Source organism: Streptomyces sp. NBC_01142 (assembly GCF_026341125.1).
Lineage (GTDB): Bacteria > Actinomycetota > Actinomycetes > Streptomycetales > Streptomycetaceae > Streptomyces.
Window position 1 is genome coordinate 2,884,001 of record NZ_JAPEOR010000001.1, and the last position, 26,365, is coordinate 2,910,365.

The 26,365-nt window shown below is 71.1% G+C and carries 23 protein-coding genes and 1 pseudogene; 15 read left to right on the forward strand and 9 right to left on the reverse strand.

The features are described 5' to 3' along the window. Nucleotides 1-138 precede the first annotated feature (138 nt). Nucleotides 139-2,427, forward strand: a complete 2,289-nt coding sequence (locus tag OG883_RS13120; protein WP_266539448.1) for an alpha-L-fucosidase — start codon at nucleotides 139-141, stop codon at nucleotides 2,425-2,427. On the opposite strand, the gene OG883_RS13125 is transcribed toward OG883_RS13120, so the two are convergent. Genes OG883_RS13125 through OG883_RS13135 form a run of 3 tightly spaced genes read right to left on the reverse strand, consistent with a single transcriptional unit; the run spans nucleotide 2,405 to nucleotide 5,153 of the window. Beyond that, entirely contained in the window at nucleotides 2,405-3,811 is a 1,407-nt protein-coding gene (locus OG883_RS13125; RefSeq protein WP_266539451.1) for a lipase maturation factor family protein, read from the reverse strand. The two genes, OG883_RS13120 and OG883_RS13125, sit on opposite strands and share 23 nt — an antisense overlap. Before the next feature lie 11 nt (nucleotides 3,812-3,822). After that, nucleotides 3,823-4,329, reverse strand: coding sequence for a DUF1990 family protein (locus OG883_RS13130; RefSeq protein WP_266541494.1), 507 nt, complete (start codon nucleotides 4,327-4,329; stop codon nucleotides 3,823-3,825). A gap of 5 nt (nucleotides 4,330-4,334) precedes the next feature. Beyond that, a complete protein-coding gene (locus OG883_RS13135; RefSeq protein WP_266539455.1) occupies nucleotides 4,335-5,153 on the reverse strand; it encodes a YndJ family protein in 819 nt (272 codons plus the stop codon). A 142-nt stretch (nucleotides 5,154-5,295) separates the two neighbouring features. Between OG883_RS13135 and OG883_RS13140 the strand changes: the two genes are divergently transcribed. From OG883_RS13140 to OG883_RS13170, 7 genes are all read left to right on the forward strand, one after another. After that, complete coding sequence (locus tag OG883_RS13140) at nucleotides 5,296-6,441, forward strand: DUF6777 domain-containing protein (RefSeq protein WP_266539464.1); 1,146 nt, start codon at nucleotides 5,296-5,298, stop codon at nucleotides 6,439-6,441. 53 nt (nucleotides 6,442-6,494) lie between these two features. Further along, complete coding sequence (locus OG883_RS13145; RefSeq protein WP_266539467.1) at nucleotides 6,495-8,570, forward strand: SpoIIE family protein phosphatase; 2,076 nt, start codon at nucleotides 6,495-6,497, stop codon at nucleotides 8,568-8,570. Nucleotides 8,571-8,674: 104 nt separating this feature from the next. Continuing rightward, entirely contained in the window at nucleotides 8,675-10,096 is a 1,422-nt protein-coding gene (locus OG883_RS13150; RefSeq protein WP_266539470.1) for a wax ester/triacylglycerol synthase family O-acyltransferase, read from the forward strand. A gap of 152 nt (nucleotides 10,097-10,248) precedes the next feature. Continuing rightward, on the forward strand, nucleotides 10,249-11,226 hold the full coding sequence (locus OG883_RS13155) for an aldo/keto reductase (RefSeq protein WP_266539473.1): 978 nt from the start codon (nucleotides 10,249-10,251) through the stop codon (nucleotides 11,224-11,226). After that, nucleotides 11,223-11,534 (forward strand): L-rhamnose mutarotase, encoded by a 312-nt coding sequence (locus tag OG883_RS13160; protein ID WP_266539476.1) that lies wholly within the window; start codon nucleotides 11,223-11,225, stop codon nucleotides 11,532-11,534. The genes OG883_RS13155 and OG883_RS13160 overlap by 4 nt, the downstream gene beginning before the upstream one ends. A 5-nt stretch (nucleotides 11,535-11,539) precedes the next feature. Continuing rightward, entirely contained in the window at nucleotides 11,540-12,397 is an 858-nt protein-coding gene (locus tag OG883_RS13165; protein WP_266539479.1) for an amidohydrolase, read from the forward strand. A 63-nt stretch (nucleotides 12,398-12,460) separates the two neighbouring features. Next, nucleotides 12,461-13,321, forward strand: a complete 861-nt coding sequence (locus tag OG883_RS13170; RefSeq protein ID WP_266539482.1) for an Fpg/Nei family DNA glycosylase — start codon at nucleotides 12,461-12,463, stop codon at nucleotides 13,319-13,321. Between the two features lie 35 nt (nucleotides 13,322-13,356). Here the strand turns inward: OG883_RS13170 and OG883_RS13175 are convergent, their stop codons facing one another. Next, on the reverse strand, nucleotides 13,357-14,025 hold the full coding sequence (locus OG883_RS13175; protein WP_266539485.1) for an anti-sigma factor: 669 nt from the start codon (nucleotides 14,023-14,025) through the stop codon (nucleotides 13,357-13,359). A 142-nt stretch (nucleotides 14,026-14,167) separates the two neighbouring features. On the opposite strand from OG883_RS13175, the gene OG883_RS13180 reads away from it, so the two are divergent. The 5 genes from OG883_RS13180 to OG883_RS13200 all read left to right on the forward strand — a co-directional run bounded on the left by OG883_RS13180 (nucleotide 14,168) and on the right by OG883_RS13200 (nucleotide 18,990). After that, nucleotides 14,168-14,977, forward strand: a complete 810-nt coding sequence (locus tag OG883_RS13180; RefSeq protein WP_266539488.1) for a LytTR family DNA-binding domain-containing protein — start codon at nucleotides 14,168-14,170, stop codon at nucleotides 14,975-14,977. 252 nt (nucleotides 14,978-15,229) lie between these two features. Next, nucleotides 15,230-15,499, forward strand: coding sequence for a hypothetical protein (locus OG883_RS13185; protein WP_266539491.1), 270 nt, complete (start codon nucleotides 15,230-15,232; stop codon nucleotides 15,497-15,499). Between the two features lie 136 nt (nucleotides 15,500-15,635). Further along, nucleotides 15,636-16,016 (forward strand): hypothetical protein, encoded by a 381-nt coding sequence (locus OG883_RS13190; RefSeq protein ID WP_266539494.1) that lies wholly within the window; start codon nucleotides 15,636-15,638, stop codon nucleotides 16,014-16,016. Between the two features lie 23 nt (nucleotides 16,017-16,039). Further along, nucleotides 16,040-17,773, forward strand: coding sequence for a cation acetate symporter (locus OG883_RS13195; protein ID WP_266539497.1), 1,734 nt, complete (start codon nucleotides 16,040-16,042; stop codon nucleotides 17,771-17,773). Further along, nucleotides 17,770-18,990 carry a sensor histidine kinase gene (locus OG883_RS13200; protein WP_266539500.1) on the forward strand — a complete coding sequence of 407 codons (1,221 nt, stop codon included), beginning with the start codon at nucleotides 17,770-17,772 and terminating at the stop codon, nucleotides 18,988-18,990. Before OG883_RS13195 ends, OG883_RS13200 begins: the two co-directional genes overlap by 4 nt. Before the next feature lie 93 nt (nucleotides 18,991-19,083). Here OG883_RS13200 and OG883_RS13205 read toward each other — a convergent pair whose 3' ends face one another. From OG883_RS13205 to OG883_RS13220, 4 genes are all read right to left on the reverse strand, one after another. Next, on the reverse strand, nucleotides 19,084-19,605 hold the full coding sequence (locus OG883_RS13205) for a hypothetical protein (RefSeq protein ID WP_266539503.1): 522 nt from the start codon (nucleotides 19,603-19,605) through the stop codon (nucleotides 19,084-19,086). A gap of 220 nt (nucleotides 19,606-19,825) precedes the next feature. After that, nucleotides 19,826-20,506, reverse strand: a complete 681-nt coding sequence (locus tag OG883_RS13210) for a hypothetical protein (protein WP_266539506.1) — start codon at nucleotides 20,504-20,506, stop codon at nucleotides 19,826-19,828. Nucleotides 20,507-20,573: 67 nt separating this feature from the next. Next, nucleotides 20,574-21,194 (reverse strand): TIGR03086 family metal-binding protein, encoded by a 621-nt coding sequence (locus tag OG883_RS13215; RefSeq protein ID WP_266539509.1) that lies wholly within the window; start codon nucleotides 21,192-21,194, stop codon nucleotides 20,574-20,576. 93 nt (nucleotides 21,195-21,287) lie between these two features. Then, a complete protein-coding gene (locus OG883_RS13220; RefSeq protein ID WP_266539511.1) occupies nucleotides 21,288-21,833 on the reverse strand; it encodes a sigma-70 family RNA polymerase sigma factor in 546 nt (181 codons plus the stop codon). A 267-nt stretch (nucleotides 21,834-22,100) separates the two neighbouring features. Here OG883_RS13220 and OG883_RS13225 point away from each other — a divergent pair. Then, nucleotides 22,101-22,240 (forward strand): annotated as a pseudogene (locus OG883_RS13225) (CapA family protein); the annotation flags it as partial. 246 nt (nucleotides 22,241-22,486) lie between these two features. Here OG883_RS13225 and OG883_RS13230 read toward each other — a convergent pair. Next, nucleotides 22,487-22,948, reverse strand: coding sequence for a universal stress protein (locus tag OG883_RS13230; protein ID WP_266539513.1), 462 nt, complete (start codon nucleotides 22,946-22,948; stop codon nucleotides 22,487-22,489). A 61-nt stretch (nucleotides 22,949-23,009) separates the two neighbouring features. Between OG883_RS13230 and lysX the strand changes: the two genes are divergently transcribed. Beyond that, on the forward strand, nucleotides 23,010-26,315 hold the full coding sequence (gene lysX, locus OG883_RS13235) for a bifunctional lysylphosphatidylglycerol synthetase/lysine--tRNA ligase LysX (protein ID WP_266539516.1): 3,306 nt from the start codon (nucleotides 23,010-23,012) through the stop codon (nucleotides 26,313-26,315). Nucleotides 26,316-26,365: the final 50 nt, after the last annotated feature.

A 26,365-nucleotide genomic window follows, 5' to 3' on the forward strand; every position in this document is an offset into this window, starting at 1 on the left:
GCAGAGTGACGTGACCATCCTTCCCGCAGATCAGGGCGATTCATCCGATGCCTGTGCGAGGAAAGGTGACTTCTGGCGTGACTTCTGGCCCGTAGAGAGCATTGACAGGTCTCCGTCATGCTTCAATCATCGGATCTCATGACCGAACTTCCCAGGCGCCAGGTACTTGGAATGACGGCAGGGGCGGCAGTCGGCGCCGCCCTTATCCTCCCGGCCACGGCCGACGCCGATCCGCTGCCGGCGGCGGCGGACGAAGGTGAGGGCGCCAACGAAGGCGCCAACGAAGGCGACAACGGCGCAGGCGGGGGCGACTGGGGCACGGTCCCCACCGCGGTCCCGGTGCCGCTGGAGCGCTGGTTCGACAACGACGGCATCGACACCGCGGACGCCCGCGGCGGCAACTTCGACGGCTCCGGCCACACCTTCCCCGGTGAGGAACTCCCCGTCGGACAGACGGAGATCGACGGCATCGCCTACCTCTTCCCCGCCGCCACGGCGGGTGCCAAGAACAACATCGTCGCCCTCGGACAGCGCATCGACCTTCCCAGGGGCCGCTATCTCTCCGGCCTGTTCCTCCTCGCCGACAGCTACGGCGCGGCATCCGGCAAGGCGACCGTCCACTACGCGGACGGCACCACGCAGGCCGCCGCTCTCGGTGGCCCCGACTGGTACGCGGGCAGCGGCCCCATCACCGCCCCGTACCGCTACAACCCGGCCGAGCCGGACAAGTCCTCGCTCCACATCTTCGCGCTCACCCTCCAACCGGCCGCCGAGGGAAGGGCATTGGCGCTGCGCGACGCTCACTCCACGTCCTCCCTGCTCGACTCGGGCGCACAGAGCGTCGAGGCCACCGTGATCAACGCGGGCACGGCCGGCATCCTCGCCTCCGACCGGCTCACCCTCTCCGTGGAGGTACCGGGAGCGCGTACCGTCGCGCCCGCCACGGTCAGCCGGCTGGCGCCCGGCGAGCAGGCCAGGGTCCGCATCGGCATCCGCAGCAGACCCGGAACCCCGCCCGGCACCGGCCGCGACGGCAGGATCGTGGCCCGCGGCCGCGGCCACCGGGCGGCGGAGGCGCGCCGCGCCCTCACTCTCGGCGTGCCCGACTACCAGCCCACCGATGCCTCCCTGAACACCCATCAGGCGCCGTACTGGTTCCAGGACGTGAAGTTCGGGATCTTCATCCACTGGGGCGTCTACTCCGTGCCCGCGTGGGCACCGGTCGGCAAGCAGTACGCCGAGTGGTACTGGAACCAGATGCAGGATCCGAACAACCCGACGTACGCCCATCACCGCCGGACGTACGGGGAGTCCTTCGCCTACGACGACTTCATCCCGCGCTTCCGGGCCGAACGCTTCGACCCCCGCTCCTGGGTGGAGCTCTTCCGGGACGCCGGCGCCCAGTACCACGTCCTCACCGCCAAGCACCACGAGGGATTCGCGCTCTGGGACACCCGGCTCAGCGACCGCAACTCCGTGAAGATGGGCCCGAAGCGGGACCTGGTGAAGGAACTCTTCGACGCCTCGCGCCGCCACACCCCCGAGCTCCACCGCGGTCTGTACTTCTCGATGCCGGAGTGGTTCAACCCCGACGCCCCCTGGATGGGCCACGCGCCCCGCAACCCGTACACCCTGGAGCCCGTGCCGTACACCGGTCACCGGCCCGGGGACTACATCAAGGACCTGCAGGCCCCGCAGATGCTGGAGCTGATCAACGGGTACGACCCCGAGATCCTCTGGTGCGACATCGGCGGCGCCAACGACAGCCACCGGGTTCTGGCGGAGTACTTCAACCACGCCAAGAACCGGGCCCGGCCCGTCGAGGTGACTGTCAACAACCGCTCGGGGATCGGCCCGCACGACTTCACGACGCCCGAGTACACGACGTACGACTCGATCGTCACCGACACATGGGAGTCGAGCCGCGGACTCGACCCCTTCAGCTACGGCTACAACGCCGCCACCCCCGACGACCGCTACATGACGACGCAGGAAGTGGTGCACTCCCTCGTCGACATCGTCTCCAAGAACGGCAACTTCCTGCTGGACATCGGCCCGCGCGCCGACGGCATCATCCCCGAAATCATGGAGCGCCGGCTCCGCGAGACGGGCCAGTGGCTGAAGGTCAACGGCGAGGCGGTCTATGGCAGTACGTACTGGGCGCGGATGCCGCAGCTCGGCGAGGATCTGCGCTTCACCGTCCGCCCGGACAAGGCCTTCTACATCCACTCCCTCGCCGCGCCCGGCTCCGCCCTCACTGTCGAGGCTCCGGTGCCCGTCCGGCCCGGCGACAAGGTGACGATGCTCGGACACGGGCGGCCGCTGCGGTGGCGGACGACCGGCGGCAAGCTGGTGATCGACGTCCCCGCCGCGGCCCGCCGGGCCGGCAGACATGTCTGGGTGTTCAAAATAGCCTGGTCGGCCTGAGGAACTCCCGTACGTAGGTCCGGTGCCACCAGGCGCCGGTGGCCCGCAGTTCGCGCCAGGTGGTGTACCGGTAGCGGTACAGCCTGGCGCGGACGTACGTGGGCGGGGCGTCCGGGAACGGGTTGCGGCCCAGTAGCCGCAGCGTGTCCCGGTCGCCGTCGAGCAGCCGCTCCACGAAGGGGCCGAACCAGGAGCGGGCATAGACGGGGGAGAGCGCGGCGAACCACATCATCCAGTCGAGCCGCAGATGGTACGGGGCGAACTGGCGCGGCATCCTGCGTACGTCTGTGGGCTTGCCCTTGAACGTGTACTCCCGCCACACCGTCCCCTCGTGGAGCACTGTCTCGTCCGTGCCCTCGACGACCAGCTCATGGCGGACCCGCCCGACCGTGCCGAAGGCGCCGTAGGCATTGACCAGGTGGAGCGGGTCGAAGGACCGGTTCATCGCCTGTCGTCGGGAGAGCAGATTGACCGCCGGGCGGTAGCTCAGCGCCAGCAGCAGGGCGGCGACGGCGATCACGACGATCTCGTACCAGAGCGGCGGGGCGGGCAGCGCGGGCGGGTCCGCGATCAGCGAGCCGTCCACGGCGGACAGCGCGAGCACGATCGTGATCCAGTTCAGCCAGGCGAAGTTGCCGGAGAGCACCAGCCACAGCTGGGTCAGCACGATCATGCCCGCCGCGGCGCTCGCGACGGGCTGCGGTGTGAAGAGCAGGACGGGGACGAGAAGTTGGGTCACATGGTTGGCTCCGACCTCCACCCGGTGGAAGGGCCCGGGGAGATGGTGGAAGAACCAGCTCAGCGGGCCGGGCATCGGCTGTGTCTCGTGGTGGTAGTAGAGGCAGGTGAGGTTGCGCCAGCACTCGTCTCCGCGGATTTTGATCAGCCCCGCGCCGAACTCCACCCGGAACAGCACCCAGCGCAGCAGCCACAGCACCAGGACGGGGGGAGCCGTGCGCTCATTGCCGAGAAAGACGGCGAGAAAGCCCGTCTCGAGGAGAAGCGACTCCCAGCCGAAGCCGTACCAGGTCTGTCCGACATTGACGATCGACAGATACAGCACCCACGGCACAGCCCACCATGCCATCGCGGCCCACAGGGGGATCCGGTCGGCCGCGCCCGCGACCAGCGCCGCCGAGAGCAGACAGCCGGCCCATGCGACGAGGGCGAAGAACCGGTCGGAGTAGTGCAGTCGGAACAGACTCGGCGCGGCGCGCGGCGGCACCCGCCGCAGATATGCGGGCACCGGCAGCATGCCCCGCTCGCCGATCAGCGCCCGGAACTGCAGGGCGGCGGTGAGAAAGGCGATCAGATAGACACCGGCCAGAGCCCGCTGGAAAACCAGCCGGCTCAGCCAGTAGTCGCCGTCGCTGAACCACTCCATTGAGTCCAGTATCAGGTCGTGGCGATCCGCCGCAGTGTGTGACCGAGCCGCCGGGCGTACCACTTCTGCAGTACGGGCACGAGCGGACCCGCGAGGCGGGTGTACCAGGTCACCGGGCGGCTGAAGGCCATGACGGTGAACCACACCGACCCGTCGTCCCGGATGTCGACGATGAACGACTCCTCGCCGCACTCGGGGTGCCCGGCCAGAGTGCCGTATGCGAAGCCCGTACGGTCCTTCTCGTACGCCGTCCAGATCACCTCGCACGGCACGCTCAGCCGCAGCGGCCCGATGCCGGCCGAGATCTCGACCCGGGTGCCCGCCTCGGCGCGCTCCGCCCGGGCGCGGACCCGGGCGCCCGACAGACGGTGCATCCGCCAGGTGGTGACCGCCGCCCCCGCCGCCTCGAAGGCGGCGCGCCCACGGCCGATCCGGGCGGTGTGGTGGAGGTGGTGGTAGCCGTCGGGCAGCGGGCCGAGCCGGGTGGCGCCGGTCTCGGGGTAGGTGAGGGTGCTGATGTGGCTCACGCCGTGATCTCCTTGAGTCGTTGCCGGGCCAGCACCGAGCAGAGCGCGAAGCCGAGGGCGTTGCCGAGGCCGTGGGTGGCGGCCATCCAGGTCAGGGTGGGGTGGGGGAGTCCGGTGGCTTCGCCGAGCGCCCAGCTCAGGGCGAGCAGCATGGTGGCCACCAGTGCGGCGGCCGAGACGGCCAGCAGTACGCGGGTGAACCGGTTCCGTCCGCCTGCCCGGACATCGCGCCAGGTGAGCAGGGCGACGGTCCACATCCCCGCGGTCAGGACGAGCGCTCCCACCAGCTCGGCCCAGTCGTCGAGGAAGTAGCCGGCGAGGACCAGCAGGGTGCCCAGCGGCACGCTGAGCGCCGCGAAATGCCCGGCCGGTCCGGGTGCCGCCCTGCAGACCAGGCCCGCCACCAGCGCGGCGGCGAAGCCGGCGAAGTGGAAGTGCGGCACGGTCAGCGCCAGGATCGGCAGGCTGAAACCGAAGAGTTCGTGGCCCGAGCGTTCCGCGATCAGTGCGAGGCCGGCGACCGACGGTGTCACCAGAGCGGTGAGCACCGCGATTTCGGCCGGTGCGAGCGAGCGTGTGCGGGCGAGCCGCCGTGGGGCCTGCAGCGCGAGAACCAGCGTGCCGAGCGCGTACACGGCGGCGAGTACGGCCGCGATCGTCGATCGCGGAAGCCAGAGAGCGACCGCTCCCGGGACGGCGAAGAGCGGCCAGGTCCGCCGAATGGGTGCGAGCCCGTCGGTGTCGATGAGACGGAGTCCGGCCGGCACGACCACCAGCATGCCGAGCATCACGATCAGGTTGACCAGTACGGACATCTCCGCCCCACCCCTGGGTTTGAACGTGTTCAATTCCTTGGAGCCGAGCCTATGCCCTTACTTGAACGTGTTCAAGTAGCGGGGGTTGCGGGAGTCCGGCAGATATGGAGGGACATTTCGGATGGAAAGGCGGGAGATCTTCGTGCGCTCACCGATTCGTCGCGGGTACGGTGCCGTCGCGCTGTCCGCCACGCTGTCTGTCGGGCTGCTGGTTGCCGGATGTGGCGGCGACGGCAGCGCGGCGGAATCGGCGGATGTCTTCCTCCAGCCGGCCGCGGTCCAGGGCCCCGATCCGTACACCGCATCGACGGTGGGATCGCGCGCGGTCTCCCCTCAGCTCCCGCCCCTGCCCCGGTCGTCGAGCGCGCGGAGCAGGCCGCCCGGAGTGACGCAGGCGGTGCGCACCTTCTCCGGCGCGACACCCGGCCTGTACGGCGGCACGCAGTCGCTCGCCAGCTGCGACGTGGAGAAGCAGGTCCGCTTCCTCAGCGGCGACCGGGCCAAGGCGCGTGCCTTCGCCGAGGGCGCGGCGGTCGAACAGGCGGACATCGCGAGCTTCCTGCGGGCGCTGACGCCCGTCGCGCTGCGCGCCGACACCCGCGTCACCCACCACGGATACCGCAAGGGAGCCGTCACCGAATACCAGTCCGTGCTCCAGGCCGGCACGGCCGTACTGGTGGACCAGTACGGTGCGCCGCGCGTGAGATGCGCCTGCGGGAATCCGTTGGAGCCGGCGGTCGCCGTCGAAGGCAGGGTGGTCCAGAAGGGGCAGCCGTGGAGGGGCTACCGCCCCGAACGGGTGATCGTCATCAAGCCCACCGCACAGGTCATCACCAACCTTGTGATCGTCAATGACGTCGACAACACCTGGATCGAGCGGCAGACCGGGACGGATGGCGAGGAGGACAGGGCCCCCGCCGTGCTCCCGCTCGTCGACCCGCGTGACGTGTTCAGCGAGCCGTCGCTCGCCGGTTCGCTCGACCCCGGTGAGTCGGCCGGCCCGGGCGACCCGGGCGGCGGTCCGAAGACCGCGGGGCCGGCGCTGCCGGCGCGTCCACCCGTCGCGCCGCCGGTGGCCCCGCCCGTCGCCCCGGATCTGCCCCCGGAGGTGCCCCTCGACCCGCCCGTCGCTCCGGACCTGCCCCTCGAGCCGCCCATGGCCCTGGATCTGCCCCCGGAAGTGCCCCTCGAGCCCGAAGTGACCTTGGAGGAGGATCTGCCGCAGTCCGATCCCGGCGGCCTCAACCTCGGTGAGGAGCCGTCCGAGCCGGACTCCTTCCAGGGCTGAGCGGGTTTGCCGAACTGCTCGAAGAAACCGACAAATGATGGCAGAGTGGCCCCATGGTTGATCGGGCAGCGGGTGCCCTGTCGCTCCCCGACGACTGGCCGGCCCACGCGGATCTGAGCCTGACCCTCAACCGCATGGGCAGCTTCGACTGGGATTTGGCCAGCGGGCTGATGTACGTGGACCGGCCGGGCCTCGACGTGTTCGATCTGCGCCCCGACGAGTACGACGGCCACCCGGAGAGCCTGGCCCACCGGGTGCCGCGGGAGGAGGCCGCCCGGCTGGACGCCGTGGTGGCGCAGGCTCTCAAGAACGGCAGCGAACACTACGGTGCGTACTTCCGCATCCGCTGCCGCGACGGAAGTCTGCGCTGGACGCACACCCAGGGTCACGTCCGACGCGACGAGACGGGCCGGCCGCACCGCATCATCGGCATCATGCGCGACGCCACCCAGGAGCTCACCGACGCCACCGAGCGCCAGGAGGTCGATCAGGAGCGCCGCCGGCAGACCAGCGTCGTCGAGAGCACCACGGCGGCCCTCGCTCACGCCAGGACGGTTCAGGACGTCATCGACGTACTGAAGGACTCGCACGGTCTGGAACACTTCGGCGCGACCAGCCTGGTGATGGGCCTGCTGGAGGCGGGCAGGATTCATCTGGTCGCCGAGGGGCCCGTGGGCTCCTTCGTGCCCGGGACCCGCTGGACGAGAGTCGACGAGCAGTACCCGATGAGTGAGGTGGTGCGCACCCTCACCCCCCGTTTCATCGAGTCCAAACAGGACTTCGCCGACTCCTATCCGCGGTTGTGGCCGCACATCAGCGACCTGGATATCTGCGCCGCGGCCTATCTGCCGCTGATCGCCCAGGCCAAGCCGATTGGAGCGCTCGGCCTCCTCTACCGCGACAAGACCGGGTTCAGCGCCGACGAGCGCAATGTGCTGGTCGCGCTCAGCAGCAGCATTGCGCAGAGCCTCGCGCGCGCCGTGCTCTACGAACAGGAGCACGATCTCGCCGAGGGTCTTCAGCAGGCCATGCTGCCGCGCCGGATTCCCGACGTGCCCGGTGCGCAGATCGCGGTGCGCTACCGCTCGGCGCGGCTCGGCAGGGACATCGGCGGCGACTGGTACGACATCATCGCGCTCCCCGGTGGACGGGTCGGCGCGGTCATCGGAGACGTACAGGGGCATGACACCCACGCGGCCGCGGTGATGGGGCAGTTGCGCATCGTGCTGCGGGCGTACGCGGCCGAGGGGCACACCCCGGCCACCGTGATGGCGCGCGCGTCCGTCTTTCTCCATGAGCTGGACACCGAGCGGTTCGCGACATGTACGTATGCGGAGGCCGATCTGTCGACCGGTGTGATGCAGCTGGTGCGGGCGGGTCATGTCGACCCGCTGATCAGGGACAGCGACGGCAGCACCCGGCGGCTGTCGTTGGAGGGCGGGCTGCCGCTGGGGCTCTCGGCGGAGTTCGGCCAGCTCGAATACCCGGTCAGCACCGTCGAGCTGGACCCCGGGCAGGCATTGCTCCTCTACACGGACGGACTTGTCGAGCAGCCCGGCGCCGACCTCGACGACGGAATGCAGACGCTGACCTCACTGGTGCGCGGCGGCCCGCGTGATCTGCAACAACTGGCCGACCGGCTCTGCGAGGTGGTGGACGAGCGGGGCGGCGACGACGATGTCGCGATCCTGCTGCTGCGCCGCAAGGGTGCCTACACCGCGCAGGCGGGCGGTCGGCTCCAGCAGCACGTCGCGCAGAGCGACCCCGAGGCGCTGAGTTCGGCCCGGCACATGATCCGGGCGGCGGTCAGTGCCTGGGGGGCGCGGGAGAGGGCGGACGAGATCGAGCTGGCGGCCGACGAGATGACGACCAATGCGCTGATGCACACCGAAGGTGGGGCGATCGTGACCATCCGGGTGCTCTCCGGCATCGAACGGCGGCTGCGGGTGGAGGTCGAGGACCGTTCGAGTGCGCTGCCGCGCCGGCGTGACGCGGGCGAGTCCGGTGTCTCAGGGCGCGGGCTGATGCTGGTGGACAGGCTCGCGGAGGCGTGGGGCGTGGAGTCGCGAGGCAGTGGCAAGTGCGTGTGGTGCGAATTCATCATTCCGGACAGGCAGCCGATCGCGTGATCATTTACCTGTTGTTAACTGTCCGTGAACTGTTCATCCTTGACCGTAACCGACCGGAGGCGATTGACTGCGCACTCCCTGGCCTTCTAGGACATGAGGAACCTTTGAGCAGCGAGCTTCTCGCCCCTCTCGACCTGGCGTTCTGGCACCTCGAGTCCGCCGGGCACCCGATGCATCTCGGCGCCCTCGCCTTCTTCGCGCTCCCGCCAGTCGCCGCGTCCGCTGCCGCTCCCGTTCCTGCGCCGGGTCCCGTTTCCGCGCCGGGCGCGGGGGGCGGCGGGCGCATTCTGGATCTGCTCGCCACCCGCGCCGCCGCGATCCCCCGGCTGCGGATGCGGGTGAGGGACGTCTGGCTGCCCATCGGCGGCGCTGCCTGGTCCGTGGCCAAGGACTTCGACGTACGGCGGCATGTGCACCACATCCGTCTCCCGGACATCGACTTCGCCGCCGGGGCCGCGGCCCTCGCCGGTGAACTGATGGAGCGGCCACTCGAACGAGGCCTGCCGCCCTGGGAGATGTACCTCCTCACGGGAGGCAGGGAAGGCGGGGGAGGGAGGGACGGCTCCTTCGCGGTGCTGGTCAAGCTCCACCACGCGCTGGCCGACGGTATGCGCGCGGTCGCCATCGGGGCCGGGATCTTCGACGAGATCGCCGGCATCGCCGGCGCCCGCACGGCCGGCGTACGGCGGGTGCGCACCGTGCCGCCCACGTCCTGGCTCGCGGGCCCCCGGCAGGCGGCCGGCCTTGCCCGGAACCGTCTCGAGGAGCTGGGCAGGGCTCTGGACGTCGGAGCCTCGGTCGTACGGTCCAGCCGGTTCGACCCGCGCGGCGTGCCCGCCCTGTCGGCCGCATCGAGCGGCACCCGTCGGGTCGGCACCGCCGTGCTCGACCTGGAAGATGTGCAGCGCGTCCGCCGGGCGGCGGGCGGTACGGCCAACGATGTGCTGCTCGCGATCGTGGCGGGCGCGCTGCGGCGCTGGATGGGCGACCGCGGCGAGCGGCTGTCCCCGGCCGACCCGCGCGCCCTGGTCCCCGTCTCCCGGCGCAGGCCCGGCAGCCCGCCCGGCTCGGGCAACAAGCTCTCCGCGTATCTGCTCACCCTCCCGGTCCGTGACCCCGACCCGCGCTCACGGCTGGCTGCCGTACGCCGCGCCATGGACCGCAACAAGGAAGCGGGCCCCTCGCGAGGCGCCGGGGCGGTGGCCGTACTCGCCGACCAACTGCCGCCGCTGGCACACCGGTTCGGTGCCCCGCTGGCCGGCGGGGCGGCCCGGATGCTCTTCGACATCCTGGTGACGAGCGTGCCGCTGCCGCGCTCCGCCCTCTCGCTCGGCGGCTGCCCCCTGCGCGAGATCTACCCGATGGCGCCGCTCGCCCGTGGACAGTCCCTGGCGATCGCGCTGTCGACGTACGGCGGACAGGTACATGTCGGCCTGGTCGCCGACGGAAAGGCCGTACCCGATCTGGGCCGGCTCGCGCACGGTCTGCGTGAGGAGCTCGAGGAACTCCTCACTCTCACCCGATAGAACGGCACATCAAGAGAAGAGAATCCCTATAGATCGGATAGCTCGAAGGTTCGTCACGGAATCCAGGTCCCTTCAAGGGTGTTGACGCCCCAAGTGATCCGATGAATATTCGTCCTGACCGGTGGATGCCACGGCGAGGGGGCAGCGGCGGGATGCGATGGAGCACGCTCGGACACAGTGCGGTCGAGATCACCGAGCTGTCCTTCGGGGCAGCCGGAATCGGCAATCTGTACGCCCCCGTCGACCCCGGCGCGGCCGCGGCCGCGATCGATGCGGCCTGGGACGCGGGCATCCGCACCTTCGACACGGCACCCCACTACGGGCTCGGCCTGTCCGAACGCAGACTGGGTGAGGCGCTGCGCGGCCGCCCCCGCGACGCGTACACCCTCTCCACCAAGGCCGGACGGCTGCTCGAACCCTGCCCGGCCGAGGGCGACGACCTGGCCCACGGCTTCGCCGTCCCGGCCGACCACCGCCGCGTATGGGACTTCAGTGCCGCCGGGGTACGCCGCAGCATCGAGGAGAGCCTGCTGCGCCTCGGCCTCGACCGGATCGACATCGTCTATCTGCACGACCCGGACGACCATGAGGAAGCCGCCTTCCGCCACGGCTATCCGGCACTCGAGAAGCTGCGCGCCGAGGGCGTCATCGGTGCGATCGGCGCCGGAATGAACCAGGCCGCGATGCTCACCCGCTTTCTCCGCGACACCGACGTCGACGCTGTCCTCTGCGCCGGCCGCTACACCCTGCTCGACCAGAGCGCGGTGGCCGAGCTGTTGCCCGAAGCCACCGCCCGCGGCAAGAGCGTCGTCGTCGGCGGGGTCTTCAACTCCGGGCTGCTCGCCGATCCGCGGCCCGGAGCCACCTACGACTACACGGCCGCGCCCGACGACATCCTTCAGCGGGCTCTGCGCCTCAAGGCCGTCACCGAACGGCACGGCGTACCGCTGCGCGCCGCCGCTCTCCACTACCCCCTCGGCCATCCGGCCGTCGCCGGCGTCCTGGTCGGCGCCCGGTCCGCCGGCGAAGTACGGGACGCGGCCGATCTGCTCGGCCGCCCCGTGCCACCGGCACTCTGGGACGAGCTGCGAGCCGAAGGGCTGCTGCCCACGGACGGGGGTGCCCGATGAGGGTCGCCCTGCACACCACGGTCCGCGCCGACCGCATCGACGCGTACGAGGCGGCCCACCGCGCGGTCCCCGAGGAGCTCACCGCCGCGATCCGCGCCGCAGGCGCCACCTCCTGGACGATCTGGCGCAGCGGCACCGACCTCTTCCATCTGCTCGACTGCGACGACTACGCCCGTCTGCTGGCCGCACTCGAAGAACTCCCGGTCAATATCGCCTGGCAGGCGCGGATGGCCGAACTGCTCGATGTCGTCCACGACTACTCGACGAACGGCGCGGACGCCGGACTACCCGTCGTCTGGGAGCTGTGAGCCCCATGACGATCATCGACGCCCACCACCACGTCTGGGATCTGGCCGTACGGGACCAGGAGTGGATCACCGGTCCCGAGTTGGCCCCCATCCGCCGCACCTTCACCCTCGAGGACCTCACCCCCGACGCGCGCGCCGCGGGTGTACGGGCCACCGTCCTGGTCCAGACGGTCACTGTCGCCGAGGAGACCCCCGAATTCCTGGCTCTCGCCGACAGCCATGACCTCGTCGCCGGCGTCGTCGGCTGGACCGACCTCACTGCTCCTGATATCGCCGACACCCTCGCGGCCCTGCGTGAACTCCCCGGCGGGGACCGGCTCGTGGGCATCCGTCACCAGGTCCAGGGCGAACCCGACCCGCAGTGGCTGCTCCGCCCCGACGTGCTGCGCGGCCTCGCCGCCGTAGCCTCCGCAGGGCTCGTCTACGACCTCGTGGTGCTCCCGTGCCAGCTGCCCGCGGCGGCAGGGGCTGCGGCCCGGCTGCCCGAGCTCACCTTCGTACTCGACCATCTGGGCAAGCCGCCCATCGCCTCGAAGGAGATGGAGCCCTGGGCGGCCGATGTGCGCGCCCTGGCCGCCCGGCCCAACACTGTCTGCAAACTCTCCGGCATGGTGACCGAAGCCGCCTGGTCCACCTGGACCACCCCCGATCTGATCCCCTACGCCGATACGGTGCTCGACGCCTTCGGGCCCGGCCGGCTGATGTTCGGCTCCGACTGGCCGGTGTGCCGGCTGGCCGCCGGCTACGCCGAGGTGGTCGCCGCGGCCCGCGCGCTCACCCACCGGCTGGCCGACGGCGAACGGCGCGCGGTCTTCGAGACCACGGCGAGCCGCGTCTACGCACTGCGGGAGCGGGATCTGTGAGCGGGGTGGGGCCGCCGGCCCGGTGAACCTGCGGCTGCCCTGCCCCTGCGGCACCCTGGAGACATGCCGGAGCTGCCCGAAGTCGAAGCGCTGAGAGAGTTCCTCGACGGTCATCTGGTGGGACAGGAGATCGTCCGCGTCATGCCCCTGGCGATCAGCGTCCTCAAGACGTACGACCCGCCGCTGACCGCCCTCGAAGGTGCCACCGTCACCGCCGTGGACCGGCACGGGAAGTGGCTCGACATCACCGCGGGCGGACTCCATCTGGTCGCCCATCTCGCCCGTGCGGGCTGGCTCCAGTGGAAGGACGAGTTCCCGGCCGCGCCGCCACGACCCGGCAAGGGGCCGCTCGCTCTGCGCACCCTCCTTGCCGCGGGCGGCGGTTTCGACCTCACCGAGGCGGGCACCACCAAGCGCCTCGCCGTCCATCTCGTACGCGACCCGGCCGAGGTGCCCGGCATCGCCCGGCTCGGCCCGGACCCGCTCGCCGACGCCTTCGGCCGCGACACCTTCGCCGCGCTGCTTGCCGGCGAACGGCGGCAGATCAAGGGCGCGCTGCGCGATCAGAGCCTGATCGCCGGCATCGGCAACGCCTACAGCGACGAGATTCTGCACGTGGCGAGGATGTCGCCGTTCAAGCCCGTGCAGAATCTCGACGAGGACGAGACCACGCTGCTGTACGAGGCGCTGCGTTCCACGCTGCGCGAGGCCGTGGAGCGTTCGCGCGGCGTCGCGGCGGGCCGGCTGAAAGCCGAGAAGAAAAGCGGCCTGCGTGTCCACGGCCGTACCGGTCAGCCGTGCCCGGTGTGCGGGGACACGATCCGCGAAGTCTCCTTCAGCGACTCCTCGCTGCAGTACTGCCCCACCTGCCAGACCGGCGGCAAACCACTCGCCGACCGCAGACTCTCCCGTCTGCTGAAGTAGGCCGCCGCCGAAGCGTGGGACGTCCAGAGCCTGCCCTACCCACCGATGGAGACCAGACGCTTGCCGTCCCCGGTGCGGATCTCCCAGTGACCGATCTCGGCGCTCTGCAGGCCGGTGCCCCCTTCGATGTCCAGGGGCTGCTCGTGGCCCGGGGAGTCCGGCATCCCGTAGCCGCCGTCGGGCACCGCCCAGCTGAGGACCGGATGTTCGGCGCCGTCCTTGCCGATGGCGATCAGCCGGCAGACGCGCGGCCCGGTCAGCCCCGCCAGCTGCAGAGCGACCGCGGTGCCCCAGCCCCGTTCCCTGAGCGCGACGGATGCGGTGACACCCGACGCGAGGTCCGTCGCGACGATCTGCTGCCCGCCCGCGCTCCCACCGTCCTGGAGTGCCACCGCCGCGGCGGGCAGAGCGATGATCAGCGCGGCCGCCGCCGCGACCAGCCGCAGCCGGCGCCTGCGGCTGCGCCGGCGCAACGCGCCGACCTCGTCGGTGAGCCGCTCCAGCAGTCGCGGGGTGGGACGGGGCTCGGCCCGGCCGGGACCGGCGAGTTCGGTCAGGGCGGCGGTGACAGCGGTGAAGTCGGCGAGCTGCACCGCGCACATGACGCAGTCGGTCAGATGCTCCTCGAAGCGGAATGCGTCCGCCGGTTCCAGGACGCCCAGCGCATAGGCGGCCACGTCCCGGTGCCGCTGCTGCAGGTTCATGGGCGGTCCCCTCGATTCATCTCTTCGTCTCTTGCGGTCTGTCGCCCTGGAATACGGACCAGGGCCCCTGTCTGCTCAACCCGGCGCCGGGGCGGACACCAGGCCGTGGTCCCGGAATCGAGGCCCGCCTACACTCCGCAGCATGCTGCGCGTACTGGCTGTCGACGACGAGAAACCGGCGCTCGAGGAACTGCTCTACCTTCTCCGCTCCGACGCACGGGTCCGGAGCGCGGAAGGTGCCACGGATGCCACCGAGGCCCTGCGCCGCATCGGCCGTGCCCTGGACGCCGGCCCGGACGGGGAGGACGGCATCGATGTCGTCTTTCTCGACATCCACATGGCCGGGCTCACCGGGCTCGACGTCGCCAAGCTGCTGGCCGGCTTCGCCCGGCCGCCGCTGATCGTGTTCGTCACCGCTCATGAGGGCTTCGCCGTGCAGGCCTTCGACCTCAAGGCCGTCGACTACGTGCTCAAGCCGGTGCGCAGGGAGCGTCTCGCCGAGGCTGTACGCCGGGTCCGTGACCTCGTCGTCTCGGCGCGCGAGCCGCGGCAGCCGGAGCCGGTGGGCCCGGCCGGCCCCGGCGCCGCGGCCACCGTCGTGCCCAGCACACCGCCCAACGTCGAGCAGATACCGGTCGAACTGGGCGGTGTGACCCGGTTCGTGCCGATCGACGACATCGCCTATGTCGAAGCCCAGGGGGACTATGCCCGGCTCCATACCAAGGACGGCAGCCACCTGGTGAGAATTCCGCTCTCCACCCTGGAGGAGCGCTGGGCCTCCCGCGGTTTCGTACGGATACACCGCAGCCATCTCGTCGCGCTGGGCCGTATCGACGAACTGCGCCTGGACGCCGGTACGACCACGGTCCGGGTCGGCGACGCCGAGCTCGCCGTCAGCCGCCGCCATGCGCGCCAGCTGCGCGATCTGCTGATGCGGCACGCCGGGGGGTGACCGACCCGCGGTCGTGCCCTGCCCCCGCGGCCCCGGCAACTCGACGCGTCCGCCGCGTCCGTCCGCCCCTCCGCCGACCCCGCCCGCCGCGTCCGCCCCGTCCGCCCGTTCGGCGGCCGCGGACAGCCGCTCATCGCCCGGGAGCGGCCGTACGGCGACGGACATCCTCCGCTGACAGAGCCGGAGCCGCTTTCGGCGGCAGCCCCCTCCCACGCCGCCTAACCTTGATCGCGCAAGGGGAGAAGGGGCCTGATGTCCGACATCGAAGCGTTGCTGGAGGAGCTCCGGAGCCTGCCGGCGACCCGGCCGTCCAGCGCCCATGACATCGAGGCACTGATCGCCACGGCGAAGAGTGCCGCAGGCCGCTGGGCCGATGTGCTGTACGAGATCCGGGAATCGGCCCAGGGACTCGTCGGCCCCCGCGCCGAAGCCGCCCTCGGAGTTGCCTTCCGCAGGGCAGAGGAGTCCTACGTCGAGCTCGAGATCGCACTCAGCGACTGCGCCCGGCGCCCGGGCCGCTGACCGGTCACTGGCCAGCCGCTGACCAGCGATGGAGCGGCAATCGAGGTACTGCCGCCGGTGTCTACCGTCGGTAAACACTCCTGCGTAGACTCCACAGCTCCCGAGGGTTCGCCGAGAGACGCTGGAGCGGACGACGATGTCTGCAGAGCAACACCCCCGCCGCGAGGTCGTCACCGGGGTGCCGCGCGGCGCCAGGCGCGCGCCCGGGCATGCCCCCGCCCGGTCCGAGATCAGCGAGCAGACGACACTCGGCGCCACCTACGTACGCTCCCTGATGCGCAGCCAGCTGCGGGCCGCGCTCTACGCGCTGGGGGCCCTCGCCCTGCTGGTCGGTTCCCTGCCGCTGCTCTTCGCGCTGCCGGCCGCCGTCGGCGGCGATCTCTCCTCGCCGGAGCCCTTCGTCTGGTCATCGCTCGGCCTGGCCGTCTACCCGGTGATGTGGCTGACCGCTCGCTGGTACGTGCGCCGGGCGGAGCGCAACGAACGCGACTTCACCAGGCTCGTCGAAGGCCGCTGACCGGTGCTGCCCGGTGAAGCTTCATGAACCAGACCTACGCGGTGACAGCCGTCACCGTCGTGGTGCTCGCCACCCTGCTCATCGGCGCGCTCGGGCTGCGCATATCCCGCACCACCTCCGACTTCTATGTCGCCTCCCGCACGGTGAAGCCCGGTCTGAACGCCGCGGCCATCAGCGGTGAGTACCTCTCCGCCGCGTCCTTCCTCGGCATCGCGGGCCTGGTGCTCCTGCAGGGCCCCGACATGCTCTGGTACCCGGTCGGCTACACCGCCGGCTACCTCGTACTCCTGGTGCTGGTCGCCGCCCCGCTGCGCCGCTCGGGGGCGTACACCCTCTCCGACTTCGCCGAGGCCCGGCTGGAGTCCGGCGCGGTGCGCAGGCTCGCCAGCCTCTTCGTCGTCGGCATCGGCTGGCTCTATCTGCTGCCCCAGCTGCAGGGCGCCGGACTGACCCTGGAGATACTCACCGGCGCGCCCGACTGGGTCGGCGGTCTGGTCGTCGCGGTCGTCGTCACCGGAGCCGTTGCCGCGGGCGGCATGCGCAGCATCACCTTCGTCCAGGCTTTCCAGTACTGGCTCAAGCTCACCGCCCTGCTGGTGCCCGCGCTCTTCCTCGTCGCCGCCTGGCTCGGCGACGACGCGCCCCGAGCCCGCTTCGACGCGCCGACGCTCTTCCGCGAGCACACCGTCGTACGCGTCGACGACAGCGTCCGCATCGATCTCGACGAACCGCTCACTCTCACTGTCTCCGGCGGCATCGACGGCACCCGGCACGAGAAGCGGCACGTCACCCTGGACGAGGGCACCCACCGCATCGAGGCCGGCACCACCCTGAAGTTCCCCCGGGGCGCCGAAGTGCCCGAGCGGGCCTCCTCGGGAACCGACCCGTTCAGCTGGTCCCAGCCGCTGTCCGGCGGCCGGGACGGTTACCAGCTGTACGCGACGTACGGACTCATCCTCGCCACCTTCCTGGGCACGATGGGACTCCCGCATGTCGCCGTCCGCTTCTACACCAGCCCCAACGGCCGCGCTGCGCGCCGCACCACCCTTGTCGTCCTCGGGCTGATCGGCGCCTTCTATCTGCTGCCGCCCGTCTACGGCGCACTCGGGCGGATCTACGCACCCGAACTCGCCCTCACCGGCGAGGCCGACGCCGCTGTCCTGGTGCTGCCCGAACGGATCGTCGGCGGGCTCGCGGGAGATCTCCTCGGCGCGCTGCTGGCGGGCGGCGCGTTCGCCGCGTTCCTGTCCACCGCCTCCGGACTGACCATGTCCGTCGCCGGTGTCATCACCCAGGATGTGCTGCCCTCGCGCGGCGTACGGCACTTCCGCCTCGCCACTCTGCTCGCCATGGCGGTGCCGCTGGCGGTGAGTGTCGTGGCCACCAATGTGCCGGTCGCCGACGCCGTGGGGCTCGCGTTCGCCGTCTCCGCGTCCTCGTTCTGTCCGTTGCTGGTGCTCGGCATCTGGTGGCGGGGGCTGACCCCGCCCGGCGCGGGCGCCGGACTGGTGATCGGCGGCGGGTCCGCGCTCACCGCGGTGATGGCCACCCGCGCGGGCCTCCCTCCCGAGGGCTGGGTGCACACCCTGATGGCCTGGCCCGCCGTGTGGTCGGTGCCCCTCGGCTTTCTGACCATGGTGCTGGTGTCGCTCGCCACCCGGCACCACATACCTCCCGGCGCCGCCGCCATCCTTGCGCGGCTGCATCTGCCGGAAGACCTCGTCGGCAGGCCTCAGCCCGAAGGAGTGGAACGATGACGGGGACGGGACTGGCCGCACTGGCAGCGGCGGGAGCGGTACTGCTGGCGACGGGCATCGTCCTGGGCAGGATGACGGCACGCCGGGGCGCCAGGCCCGACCTCGACCTCGGCACGCCCGTCGAGCGTGCCACCTTCCACACCCTGCACACCGCCTCGCTCGCCGCACCCCCGCTGCGCGCCGGCCTCACCGAGGACACCGCACGCAAAGCCGCCCGGCGGCTGCGCTCCCTGCTCGGCACCGAGGCGCTCTGTCTCACCGACCGTGAGTCCGTGCTCGCCTGGGACGGCCCCGGCGCCGACCACCATGAGCAGCAGGTCATGGTGCGGGTCGCCGAAATACTCGACTCGGGGCGCAGCCAGAGCGTGCACACCGAGTGCGCGGACCTGGAGTGCCCGCTGCGCTGGGCCGTGATCGCCCCGCTGACGGGGGAGGAGGGAGTGCTCGGCGCGCTCGTCGCCTACGGGTCGCGGGAGTCGGCCGTCCTGGTGCGTGCCGCGACCGAGGTGGCCCGCTGGGTCTCCGTACAGCTGGAACTGGCCGAGCTCGACCGGTCCCGTACCCGGCTCATCGAGGCGGAGATCCGGGCCTTGCGCGCCCAGATATCGCCGCACTTCATCTTCAACTCGCTCGCCGCCATCGCCTCGTTCGTCCGCACCGATCCCGAGCGGGCACGTGAACTGCTGTTGGAATTCGCCGACTTCACCCGCTACTCCTTCCGCAGGCACGGCGACTTCACCAACCTCGCCGACGAACTGCGCTCCATCGAGCAGTATCTGGCGCTCGCCGGGGCCCGCTTCGGCGACCGGCTCAAGGTGACGCTCCAGGTGGCGCCGGAGGTGCTGCCGGTGACGCTGCCGTTCCTGTGTCTGCAGCCGCTCGTCGAGAACGCCGTCAAGCACGGCCTGGAGGACTCCAGGAACGAATGCCGTGTCGTGATCGCGGCGCGGGACGCCGGAGCGGAGGCCATGGTGACCATCGAGGACGACGGTGTGGGCATGGACCCGGCCGTCCTGCGGGGGATTCTCACGGGGGAGCGGACGGCGTCCTCGGGAATCGGCCTGTCCAATGTCGACGACCGGCTGCGCCAGGTGTACGGGGACGATTACGGACTCGTCATCGAGACAGGCGTCGGTGCCGGGATGAAGATCACGATCCGGATCCCCAAGTACCGCGCGGGGGTGCATTCCTCGGCAGGCCACTCGTCCCCGGGCTGAGCCCGTCGGCGCAGGCTGCCGGCGCAGCGCCGTCGGCCGCCCGCCGAGAGCCTCGCAAGCGTCTCACTCGCAAGGCCCTGACTCGCAAGGATCTCAGAAGAGATGGATGGCGAGATGACTCAGCGGCAGCCCGAGCTGCCAGGCCGGAGTCCAGACCTGCCTGCCTTCGTCCACGCCCGCACCCATCGGGTTCGCCGGGTGCCACGGCTCGCTGTCGCCGAGGTCGGCCGCGAGCAGCTCCGTCATCCGCAGCCAGTTCCAGGCGTCCCGCGCGAGCGCCAGATCGGGGTCGGCCCCGCCCTCGAGGTGGCGCTCCCGCTCCTCGCGGGCGGCCATCCGCTCCAGCACCCACTCCTGCCAGGGGTGTCCGTGCGAGGTGAGGGTCAGCCACTCCTCGATCCGGGCGACGGCACGGACACCCGCGAGTTCGTCCGCGCTGTCGCACAGACAGATGGTCAGCGCCAGTGTCTGCCGGCCGGCACGGAATTCGATCGAGCCGCTTTCCACGAGCTCTCCGGTGCGCAGCATCTCGTCGGCGATGTACTCGGCGCAGAGCCATGCCATGGGGACCGCCAGCCCGCCTGGGCTGGTGCCGTTCGTACTTTCGGGCTGCACCCTTCCCACCTTCTCCCGGACGACTTCGTGTGCCGACTCGACGTCGAGCCTCCACCGAGAGACACGGCTGAGGGTGCCTCTTTACTCAACTTGAGCGTGAGGTTTCGCATACTGTCGCCTGCTCGCCGTGGCCCGAGGGGGACGACGTCACCACCGGGACATCCGGGGCGTGCGTGACGGAGGCGTGGACCAGTACGAGCCACCGTCACACGCCGCCGTGTCACGCCACCGACGCCTCGGAGGCGGTCCGACTCGGACGCCAACTGCCGTCGTGGAGCTGCACACGCAACAGTGCGGCGCGGCACCGCCGCCACGCCGGGCTGCCCGGGGCCGCCGCGTTCAGCGCGATCAGGGCGAGCGCGGTGGCGGGCAGTTCGTCCTCGGTGCGGGCGTTGTCCTGCCGGGCCGCCGCAATCCTGGCCACTGCCTCGCGCACCGGCCGCCCCCCGCCTGCCGGGTGCTCCGCCAGGAGCCGTGCGGCCCACAGCGCGGGGGAGCCGGGCCGTCCGGTGAACGGGCAGGGTGTGCCGGTCGCGATGTCGCGGTCGAGCAGGCCGGCCAGCCGGCCGAGGGGCGCGCCGCCGACGACTGCCAGATCGACATGGACGGCCACCGCCTGCACGACCCGGCTCAGGACTGCGTACCCGGACGCGTCGAGCCGGGGGTGGCTCAGATCGACGGGTTCCTCTTCGCGCAGCGCCAGCGTGCGCAGCGCCGAATCGATCAGCTCGTCGGCGGAGCCGCGGGGCGGGGAGGGGATTGCGCGCAGCCAGCGGCGTGCCCGGCGTGCCGCCCGGGTGGCCGCGGTGTCGGGGCACCGGCTCAACGCGACGCAGGCCAGGGCCGTCGAGGCGATCGCCGGCCGTCGCGATGGGGGTGTCTCGGTCGGTGTCTCGGTCAAGGAAACCGTCCTCGGGTCGTCGCGCGTTCTCCGCACAGGTGCAGTACGCGCGCCGCCCGGCGCCGGTTCAGTTCCCGCTGTCGGCCCCCGTCCCCGACCCGGCCGGGCGGGGGTCGCGGCCGATGAGACCGAGCAGACGGTCCTGCAGCGGGGAGTCGTCGGGGACCTTCACCTCGGGACCGAACACCTCGATGTCCGGACCGAACGCGCCCGGCGTCCGGAGCTTCTCCATCACCTCGGCCGGAATCGCCGTGGTGCCCGCCCACAGCCGCGCCACGTCCTCGGCCGGGATGGTCTCGTCCTGCCCGGTGGCCCGGGCGAGGTCCCACCCGTGCAGGACGAGATCGTCGCTGACGACCTCGTCGATGTGCCGCTCGGCCGGCATGCGGCCCATGGGTGTGTCGCATACGGTCCCGGCGAGGCCGGGATCGTCGAGCACGGCCTGGACATCGGCACGAACTGCCCTGAACGCGGCCAGCGGGTCGTCCTGGACCGACGGCGCCGGGCCGGGCCGGCGGCCCACGGGGGTCAGCATGTAACCGTGCATCGAGACGATGTGGTCCACGACGTCGCGGGCGTTCCACTTCGCGCAGGGGGACGGGTTCGTCCACTGCTCGGGCCGTACCTCGGCGATCTTTCGTTCGAAGGCGTCGGCGTGCCTGCGATAGCGCTCGGCGATGGCGTTCATGGCCTGGGTTCCTTCCGCGTGCGAGGGGATGTTCGTACGGACTCCGACGGAGCCCTCACATCATCGGTCGCACAGGGTCCGCAGGCATCCGGGTCAGCGGCTGGACCGGGGACGCCGGGGCCTGCTGTACCCCGGAAGGCAGCGGGCGAGCGCGCGCAGCCCGTAGTACGAACGCGACTTGACCGTGCCCGGAGGTATGCCGAGCGCCTCCGCGGCCTCACTCACACTCAGGCCGCAGAAGTAGATCTGCACCAGCACCGCGCGATGCTCGGGGCTCAGCGACTCCACGGCCGCCCGGACATCCAGCGCGGCGACCGCGCTCTCCGTGACGTCCGCCGGGTCCGGAGTGCTGGCCAGAACGCCGTCACCGATCTCGGTGGGCCGGGCCATCCGGGAGCGGCGTGCGTCGATCGCGAGGCGGCGCCCGACCGTGAAGAGCCACGGCCGCATCGACTCGTACGGGGCGTCGAACGCCTCGGGATGCAGCCAGGCGCGTACCAGCGTCTCCTGCAGCAGATCCTCGGCCCGCTGCTGATCCCCGTACGTCAGATTGACCAGAAAGCTCAGCAGCGCCGGACCGTGCTCACGCTGCAGCTGCGCCATGGCCCGCTCGTCGGTCGTCGCGGTCGCCGTCGCCATTGCCAACACCCTTTCGTGCAGAGGTCGCTGCCACGTGGCGTATACGAACGCATCCGGCCGCGAAGGGACAGATGACGCACCGCTGTCGTCGCCGAGCGGTCGCACGGAGCGACGAATGGTGCGGTGAACGGTCAACCGGAGCCGGGCGGAGCGGATCGTGCCGCTCCAGGGGCCGGGGGCGGCCCGTCGCTCGAGGAGGCCGCGTCCCCCCGCGCCGCCCGCCCCCTCTCCGGCGGGAGCCCCGGCACCGCGCGGCTTCACGCTCCTGACGAGAAGCAGGTCGTCGCCGACGCCCGCGCCGCCCGGAACGCCGGTGGGGATGTCGTTGCCGTGAGCCTGCACCGGGGCACGGAGTGGAGGCCGGCCCGGACGACGAGCAGCTGCGGCTCGGCAGGAAGCACACCGCCTTACACCGCCACGGGGCGCGTGATCAATCTGCCGGACGCCCTGCGCCGCCACCGCGACAGGAAGGACTGCGGCCGGGTCCAGGAGGCGATCCGCGAGGCGGTCCTCCGCCGCGGCGCGGCCGAGAACGGTCTCTCCACGGGCCGGTAGGGGGTGTCTTCCGGATCTTGCCGGGCCCGCCGGCCTGATCCGGAGGACACCCGCCCGGCGCACACCCGTACACAACGCCGTACGACGGAACGGCAGGGCTACGGAACGACGGTCACCGGCCAGCGCCCGGCCCTCACCAGCCGGACCGCCACCGAACCGATGAACCGGTGGCCCGCCGACTCCGAAGCCCCCACCACCACGGCGTCCGCCTTCAGATCGTCGGCCGCGGTGACCAGCCCGCCGTACGGGTCGCCGTGCACGGTGTGGAACTCCCAGCGGACGTCCCAGATCCCCTTCACCCGCTCGGCGGCGGAGCGGATCTCGGCCACCAGCTCCTCGGCGATCTCCCCGGTCGTAGCCGCGACGGGCACCCCGAGCGCCGCGCCCGCCGGCATCACCGGCTGGACGTACACGATGGCGAGGCGGGCGTTCTGGCGCCGGGCGAGGCCGCTTGCGTACGCCGCGGCACGCAGTGAGGAGTCGGATCCGTCCACGCCCACCACGATCACCTTCGGGCCGTCTGTCCCGCGTTCGAACTGGTGAGGTCGCTGCGCGGTCACGCCATCGAGGCTATCCGTGCCCGACAGGCGGCCCGGTGCTGGTCTCCCTAGAGTGCAGATCATGAGTGTCACCGTGGAGGAGCCCACTCCCGCCCGTGGCAGCGTGCTGAGCAGGGTGCCGGGTGCGTTCGCGATGTTCTTCGCCGCGCTCGGCGTGTTCTGCGTCGTCATCTCGCTCATCCCCCCGCTGCGGCAGCTGCTGCGCCCGGTCGCACTCTTCCTGGACCGAGTCACCGTCCCGGTCAGCGCGAACCTCGCCTACGCCGTCTTCCTGCTGCTGCTCGCCGCCGCCATCGGCGCCCGCAAGAAGGCGGCGTGGTGGCTCGTCGTCACCTATATGGCGCTGCTGCTGATCGCGGACGTACTGGTGGTGGCCATCGACCACGACTGGACCTGGATCCCCAATCTGGTCCTGTGCCTGATCGCCCTGGTGGTGCTGGTCATGGCGCGCGGGGAGTTCTACGCCGAGACCCGGCGGGGCGCGCTGCTCCGCGCGCTCCTCGTCCTGGTCCTCGGACTCGCCGCCGGCGTACTGGCCGGCTGGGGTCTGGTCGAGCTCTTCCCCGGCACGCTGCCCCAGGACCAACGGCTGCTGTGGGCCTCCAACCGGGTACTGGGCGGGCTGGTCTCCGGCGACCAGTTCGACGGAAGCCCGCCCCGCATCCTCTTCTTCGTCCTCGGTCTGTTCGGCGCGCTCGCCCTGCTCGGCGCGGCCCACACGCTCTTCCGGTCACAGCGAATGGAAGCCGCCCTGCACGGCGACGAGGAGCCCCGCATCCGTGCCCTTCTCGGCGCGTACGGCTCCCAGGACTCGCTCGGCTACTTCGCCACCCGCCGTGACAAGGCCGTCGTCTTCTCGCCCAGCGGCAAGGGCGCCGTCACCTACCGGGTCGAGGCCGGGGTCTGCCTGGCCAGCGGTGACCCGGTCGGCGAGCGCGCGGCATGGACCCCCGCCATCGAGGCCTGGCTGGACGTCGCCAAGCGCTATGCCTGGGCCCCCGCCGTCATGGGCGCCTCCGAGGAGGGTGCCAAGGTCTACGCCCGCTCCGGTCTCGGTGCCATCCAGCTCGGCGACGAGGCGATCCTCCAGGTTGCCCGCTTCGACCTGGACGGCCGCGACATGCGGGTCACCCGGCAGGCCGTGAACCGGGTCAGACGGACCGGGGCCACCACCGAGATCCGCCGTCACTCCGCCCTGACCGACGAGGAGATGCAGCAAATCGTCTCCAAGGCCGACGCCTGGCGGGACACCGAGACCGAACGAGGCTTCTCCATGGCGCTCGACCGGCTCGGGGACCCGGCCGACGGCGACTGCCTGCTCGTCGAGGCTTTCGACGGGGACGGCAATCTGATCGCACTGCTCTCCTTCGTGCCCTGGGGGCGGGACGGCGTCTCGCTCGACCTGATGCGCCGTGACCGCACCGCCCCCAACGGGGTCATGGAGTTCATGGTCGCCGAACTCTGCGCGCACGCCGCGAAACTCGGTGTCCGCCGGATCTCCCTCAACTTCGCCGTCTTCCGCTCGGCCTTCGAGGAAGGCGCCCGCATCGGCGCGGGCCCGGTGCTGCGGATGTGGCGCAAGCTGCTGCTCTTCTTCTCCAGGTGGTGGCAGCTCGAGGCGTTGTACCGGTCCAACGTCAAGTACCAGCCCGAGTGGTATCCGCGCTTCCTCTGCTTCGGCGACGCCGGCTCCCTCGCCCGTGTCGGCCTCGCCTCCGGGATCGCCGAGGGGTTCGTCTCCGTACCGAGCCTGCGCAAGCTCTGGGGGAAGGGCAGAGGCCGGCCGCGCGGTGTCGTCAGCCCCGTCACCACCGAAGGGCTGCCGTCCATCGACTCGCTCGGCCTGGTGGGTCCCGGCGCGCCCGCGGAGGCGGGGGAGCAGCGGCTGCCCGAGCAGGTGCGCATCCGCCACCGCAAGCTGGAGCGGCTGCGCGCGGTCGGCATCGACCCGTACCCCGTCGGTGTCGCCGGGCGCACCCGCACTGTCGGCGAGATCCGTACCGCGTGTCCCGCGCCCGTCCCCGGCACCCGCAGCGGCGAACACGTCACCGTCGCGGGGCGCGTGATGGTCGTCCGCGACTTCGGCGGCGTCGTCTTCGCCGTGCTGCGGGACTGGTCGGGCGACCTCCAGCTCGCCTTCACCCGCGACGGTTCGGGCCATGACGTGCTCAACCGTTTCACTTCCGACGTCGACTTCGGCGACCACATCACCGCCACCGGCGAGATCGGCGTCACAGACAAGGGTGAGCTCTCGGTCTTCGTCACCGGCTGGCAGCTGACCGGCAAGTGCCTGCGCCCGCTGCCCGACAAGCGAGGCGGACTCGCCGACCCCGAGGCCCGGGTCCGCCGCCGCTATCTGGACCTGGTCGCCAGCCCCGGTGCCCGTGATGTCGTACGCCACCGTTCCACCGCCGTCCAGGCGTTGCGTCAGGGCCTGCTGGAGCGCGGCTATCTGGAGGTCGAGACGCCGATGCTGCAGCAGATCCACGGCGGCGCCAACGCCCGCCCCTTCACCACCCACATCAACGCCTACGACCTCGACCTGTATCTGCGCATCGCCCCCGAGCTGTATCTGAAGAGGCTGTGCGTGGGTGGCATGGAGAAGGTCTTCGAGATGGGCCGCACCTTCCGCAACGAGGGCGTCTCGTACAAGCACAACCCCGAGTTCACGATGCTGGAGGCATACCAGGCCTTCGCCGACTACGACGTGATGCTCGATCTGACCCGTGAGCTGATCCAGGGTGCGGCGACCGCCGCCTTCGGCTCCCCGGTCGCCCACAAGGCGGGGCCGGACGGCAAGTTCGTCGAGCACGACATCTCGGGCCCCTGGCCGGTCAAGACACTGTACGGCGCGGTGTCGGAGGCGCTCGGTGAGGAGGTCGACGCCGACACCGACGAGGATGTCCTCAGAAGGCTCTGCGACCGGGCGGGCGTCCCGCACGTCCCCGACGACACCCGCGGCGATGTGGTGCTCGAGATGTATGAGCGCCTCGTCGAGGAGCGCACCAAGATGCCCACGTTCTACAAGGACTTCCCGACCGACGTGTCCCCGCTCACCCGCCAGCACCGCCACGACCCGCGGCTCGCCGAACGCTGGGACCTGGTCGCCTTCGGTACCGAACTTGGCACCGCCTACTCGGAGTTGACCGACCCGGTGGAGCAGCGGCGCAGGCTCACCGCGCAGTCCCTGCTCGCGGCGGGGGGAGACCCGGAGGCCATGGAGCTCGACGAGGACTTCCTCGACGCGCTGGAGTACGCGATGCCGCCGACCGGCGGGCTGGGCATCGGCGTCGACCGGCTCGTCATGTTCCTCACCGGGCTGACCATCCGCGAGACACTGCCCTTCCCGCTGGTCCGCCGCAACTGACGGACGCGACCTGCGGGCTTCCGTTGATCCCTTCGGGTAGTTTCACCCGT

Coding starts and splice junctions, on each gene's coding strand:
- OG883_RS13120 (WP_266539448.1), top strand. CDS start 139: ATGACCGAACTTCCCAGGCGCCAGGTACTTGGAATGACGGCAGGGGCG.
- OG883_RS13125 (WP_266539451.1), bottom strand. CDS start 3,811: ATGGAGTGGTTCAGCGACGGCGACTACTGGCTGAGCCGGCTGGTTTTC.
- OG883_RS13135 (WP_266539455.1), bottom strand. CDS start 5,153: ATGTCCGTACTGGTCAACCTGATCGTGATGCTCGGCATGCTGGTGGTC.
- OG883_RS13145 (WP_266539467.1), top strand. CDS start 6,495: ATGGTTGATCGGGCAGCGGGTGCCCTGTCGCTCCCCGACGACTGGCCG.
- OG883_RS13155 (WP_266539473.1), top strand. CDS start 10,249: ATGCGATGGAGCACGCTCGGACACAGTGCGGTCGAGATCACCGAGCTG.
- OG883_RS13160 (WP_266539476.1), top strand. CDS start 11,223: ATGAGGGTCGCCCTGCACACCACGGTCCGCGCCGACCGCATCGACGCG.
- OG883_RS13165 (WP_266539479.1), top strand. CDS start 11,540: ATGACGATCATCGACGCCCACCACCACGTCTGGGATCTGGCCGTACGG.
- OG883_RS13170 (WP_266539482.1), top strand. CDS start 12,461: ATGCCGGAGCTGCCCGAAGTCGAAGCGCTGAGAGAGTTCCTCGACGGT.
- OG883_RS13175 (WP_266539485.1), bottom strand. CDS start 14,025: ATGAACCTGCAGCAGCGGCACCGGGACGTGGCCGCCTATGCGCTGGGC.
- OG883_RS13180 (WP_266539488.1), top strand. CDS start 14,168: ATGCTGCGCGTACTGGCTGTCGACGACGAGAAACCGGCGCTCGAGGAA.
- OG883_RS13185 (WP_266539491.1), top strand. CDS start 15,230: ATGTCCGACATCGAAGCGTTGCTGGAGGAGCTCCGGAGCCTGCCGGCG.
- OG883_RS13190 (WP_266539494.1), top strand. CDS start 15,636: ATGTCTGCAGAGCAACACCCCCGCCGCGAGGTCGTCACCGGGGTGCCG.
- OG883_RS13195 (WP_266539497.1), top strand. CDS start 16,040: ATGAACCAGACCTACGCGGTGACAGCCGTCACCGTCGTGGTGCTCGCC.
- OG883_RS13200 (WP_266539500.1), top strand. CDS start 17,770: ATGACGGGGACGGGACTGGCCGCACTGGCAGCGGCGGGAGCGGTACTG.
- OG883_RS13215 (WP_266539509.1), bottom strand. CDS start 21,194: ATGAACGCCATCGCCGAGCGCTATCGCAGGCACGCCGACGCCTTCGAA.
- OG883_RS13220 (WP_266539511.1), bottom strand. CDS start 21,833: ATGGCGACGGCGACCGCGACGACCGACGAGCGGGCCATGGCGCAGCTG.
- lysX (WP_266539516.1), top strand. CDS start 23,010: ATGAGTGTCACCGTGGAGGAGCCCACTCCCGCCCGTGGCAGCGTGCTG.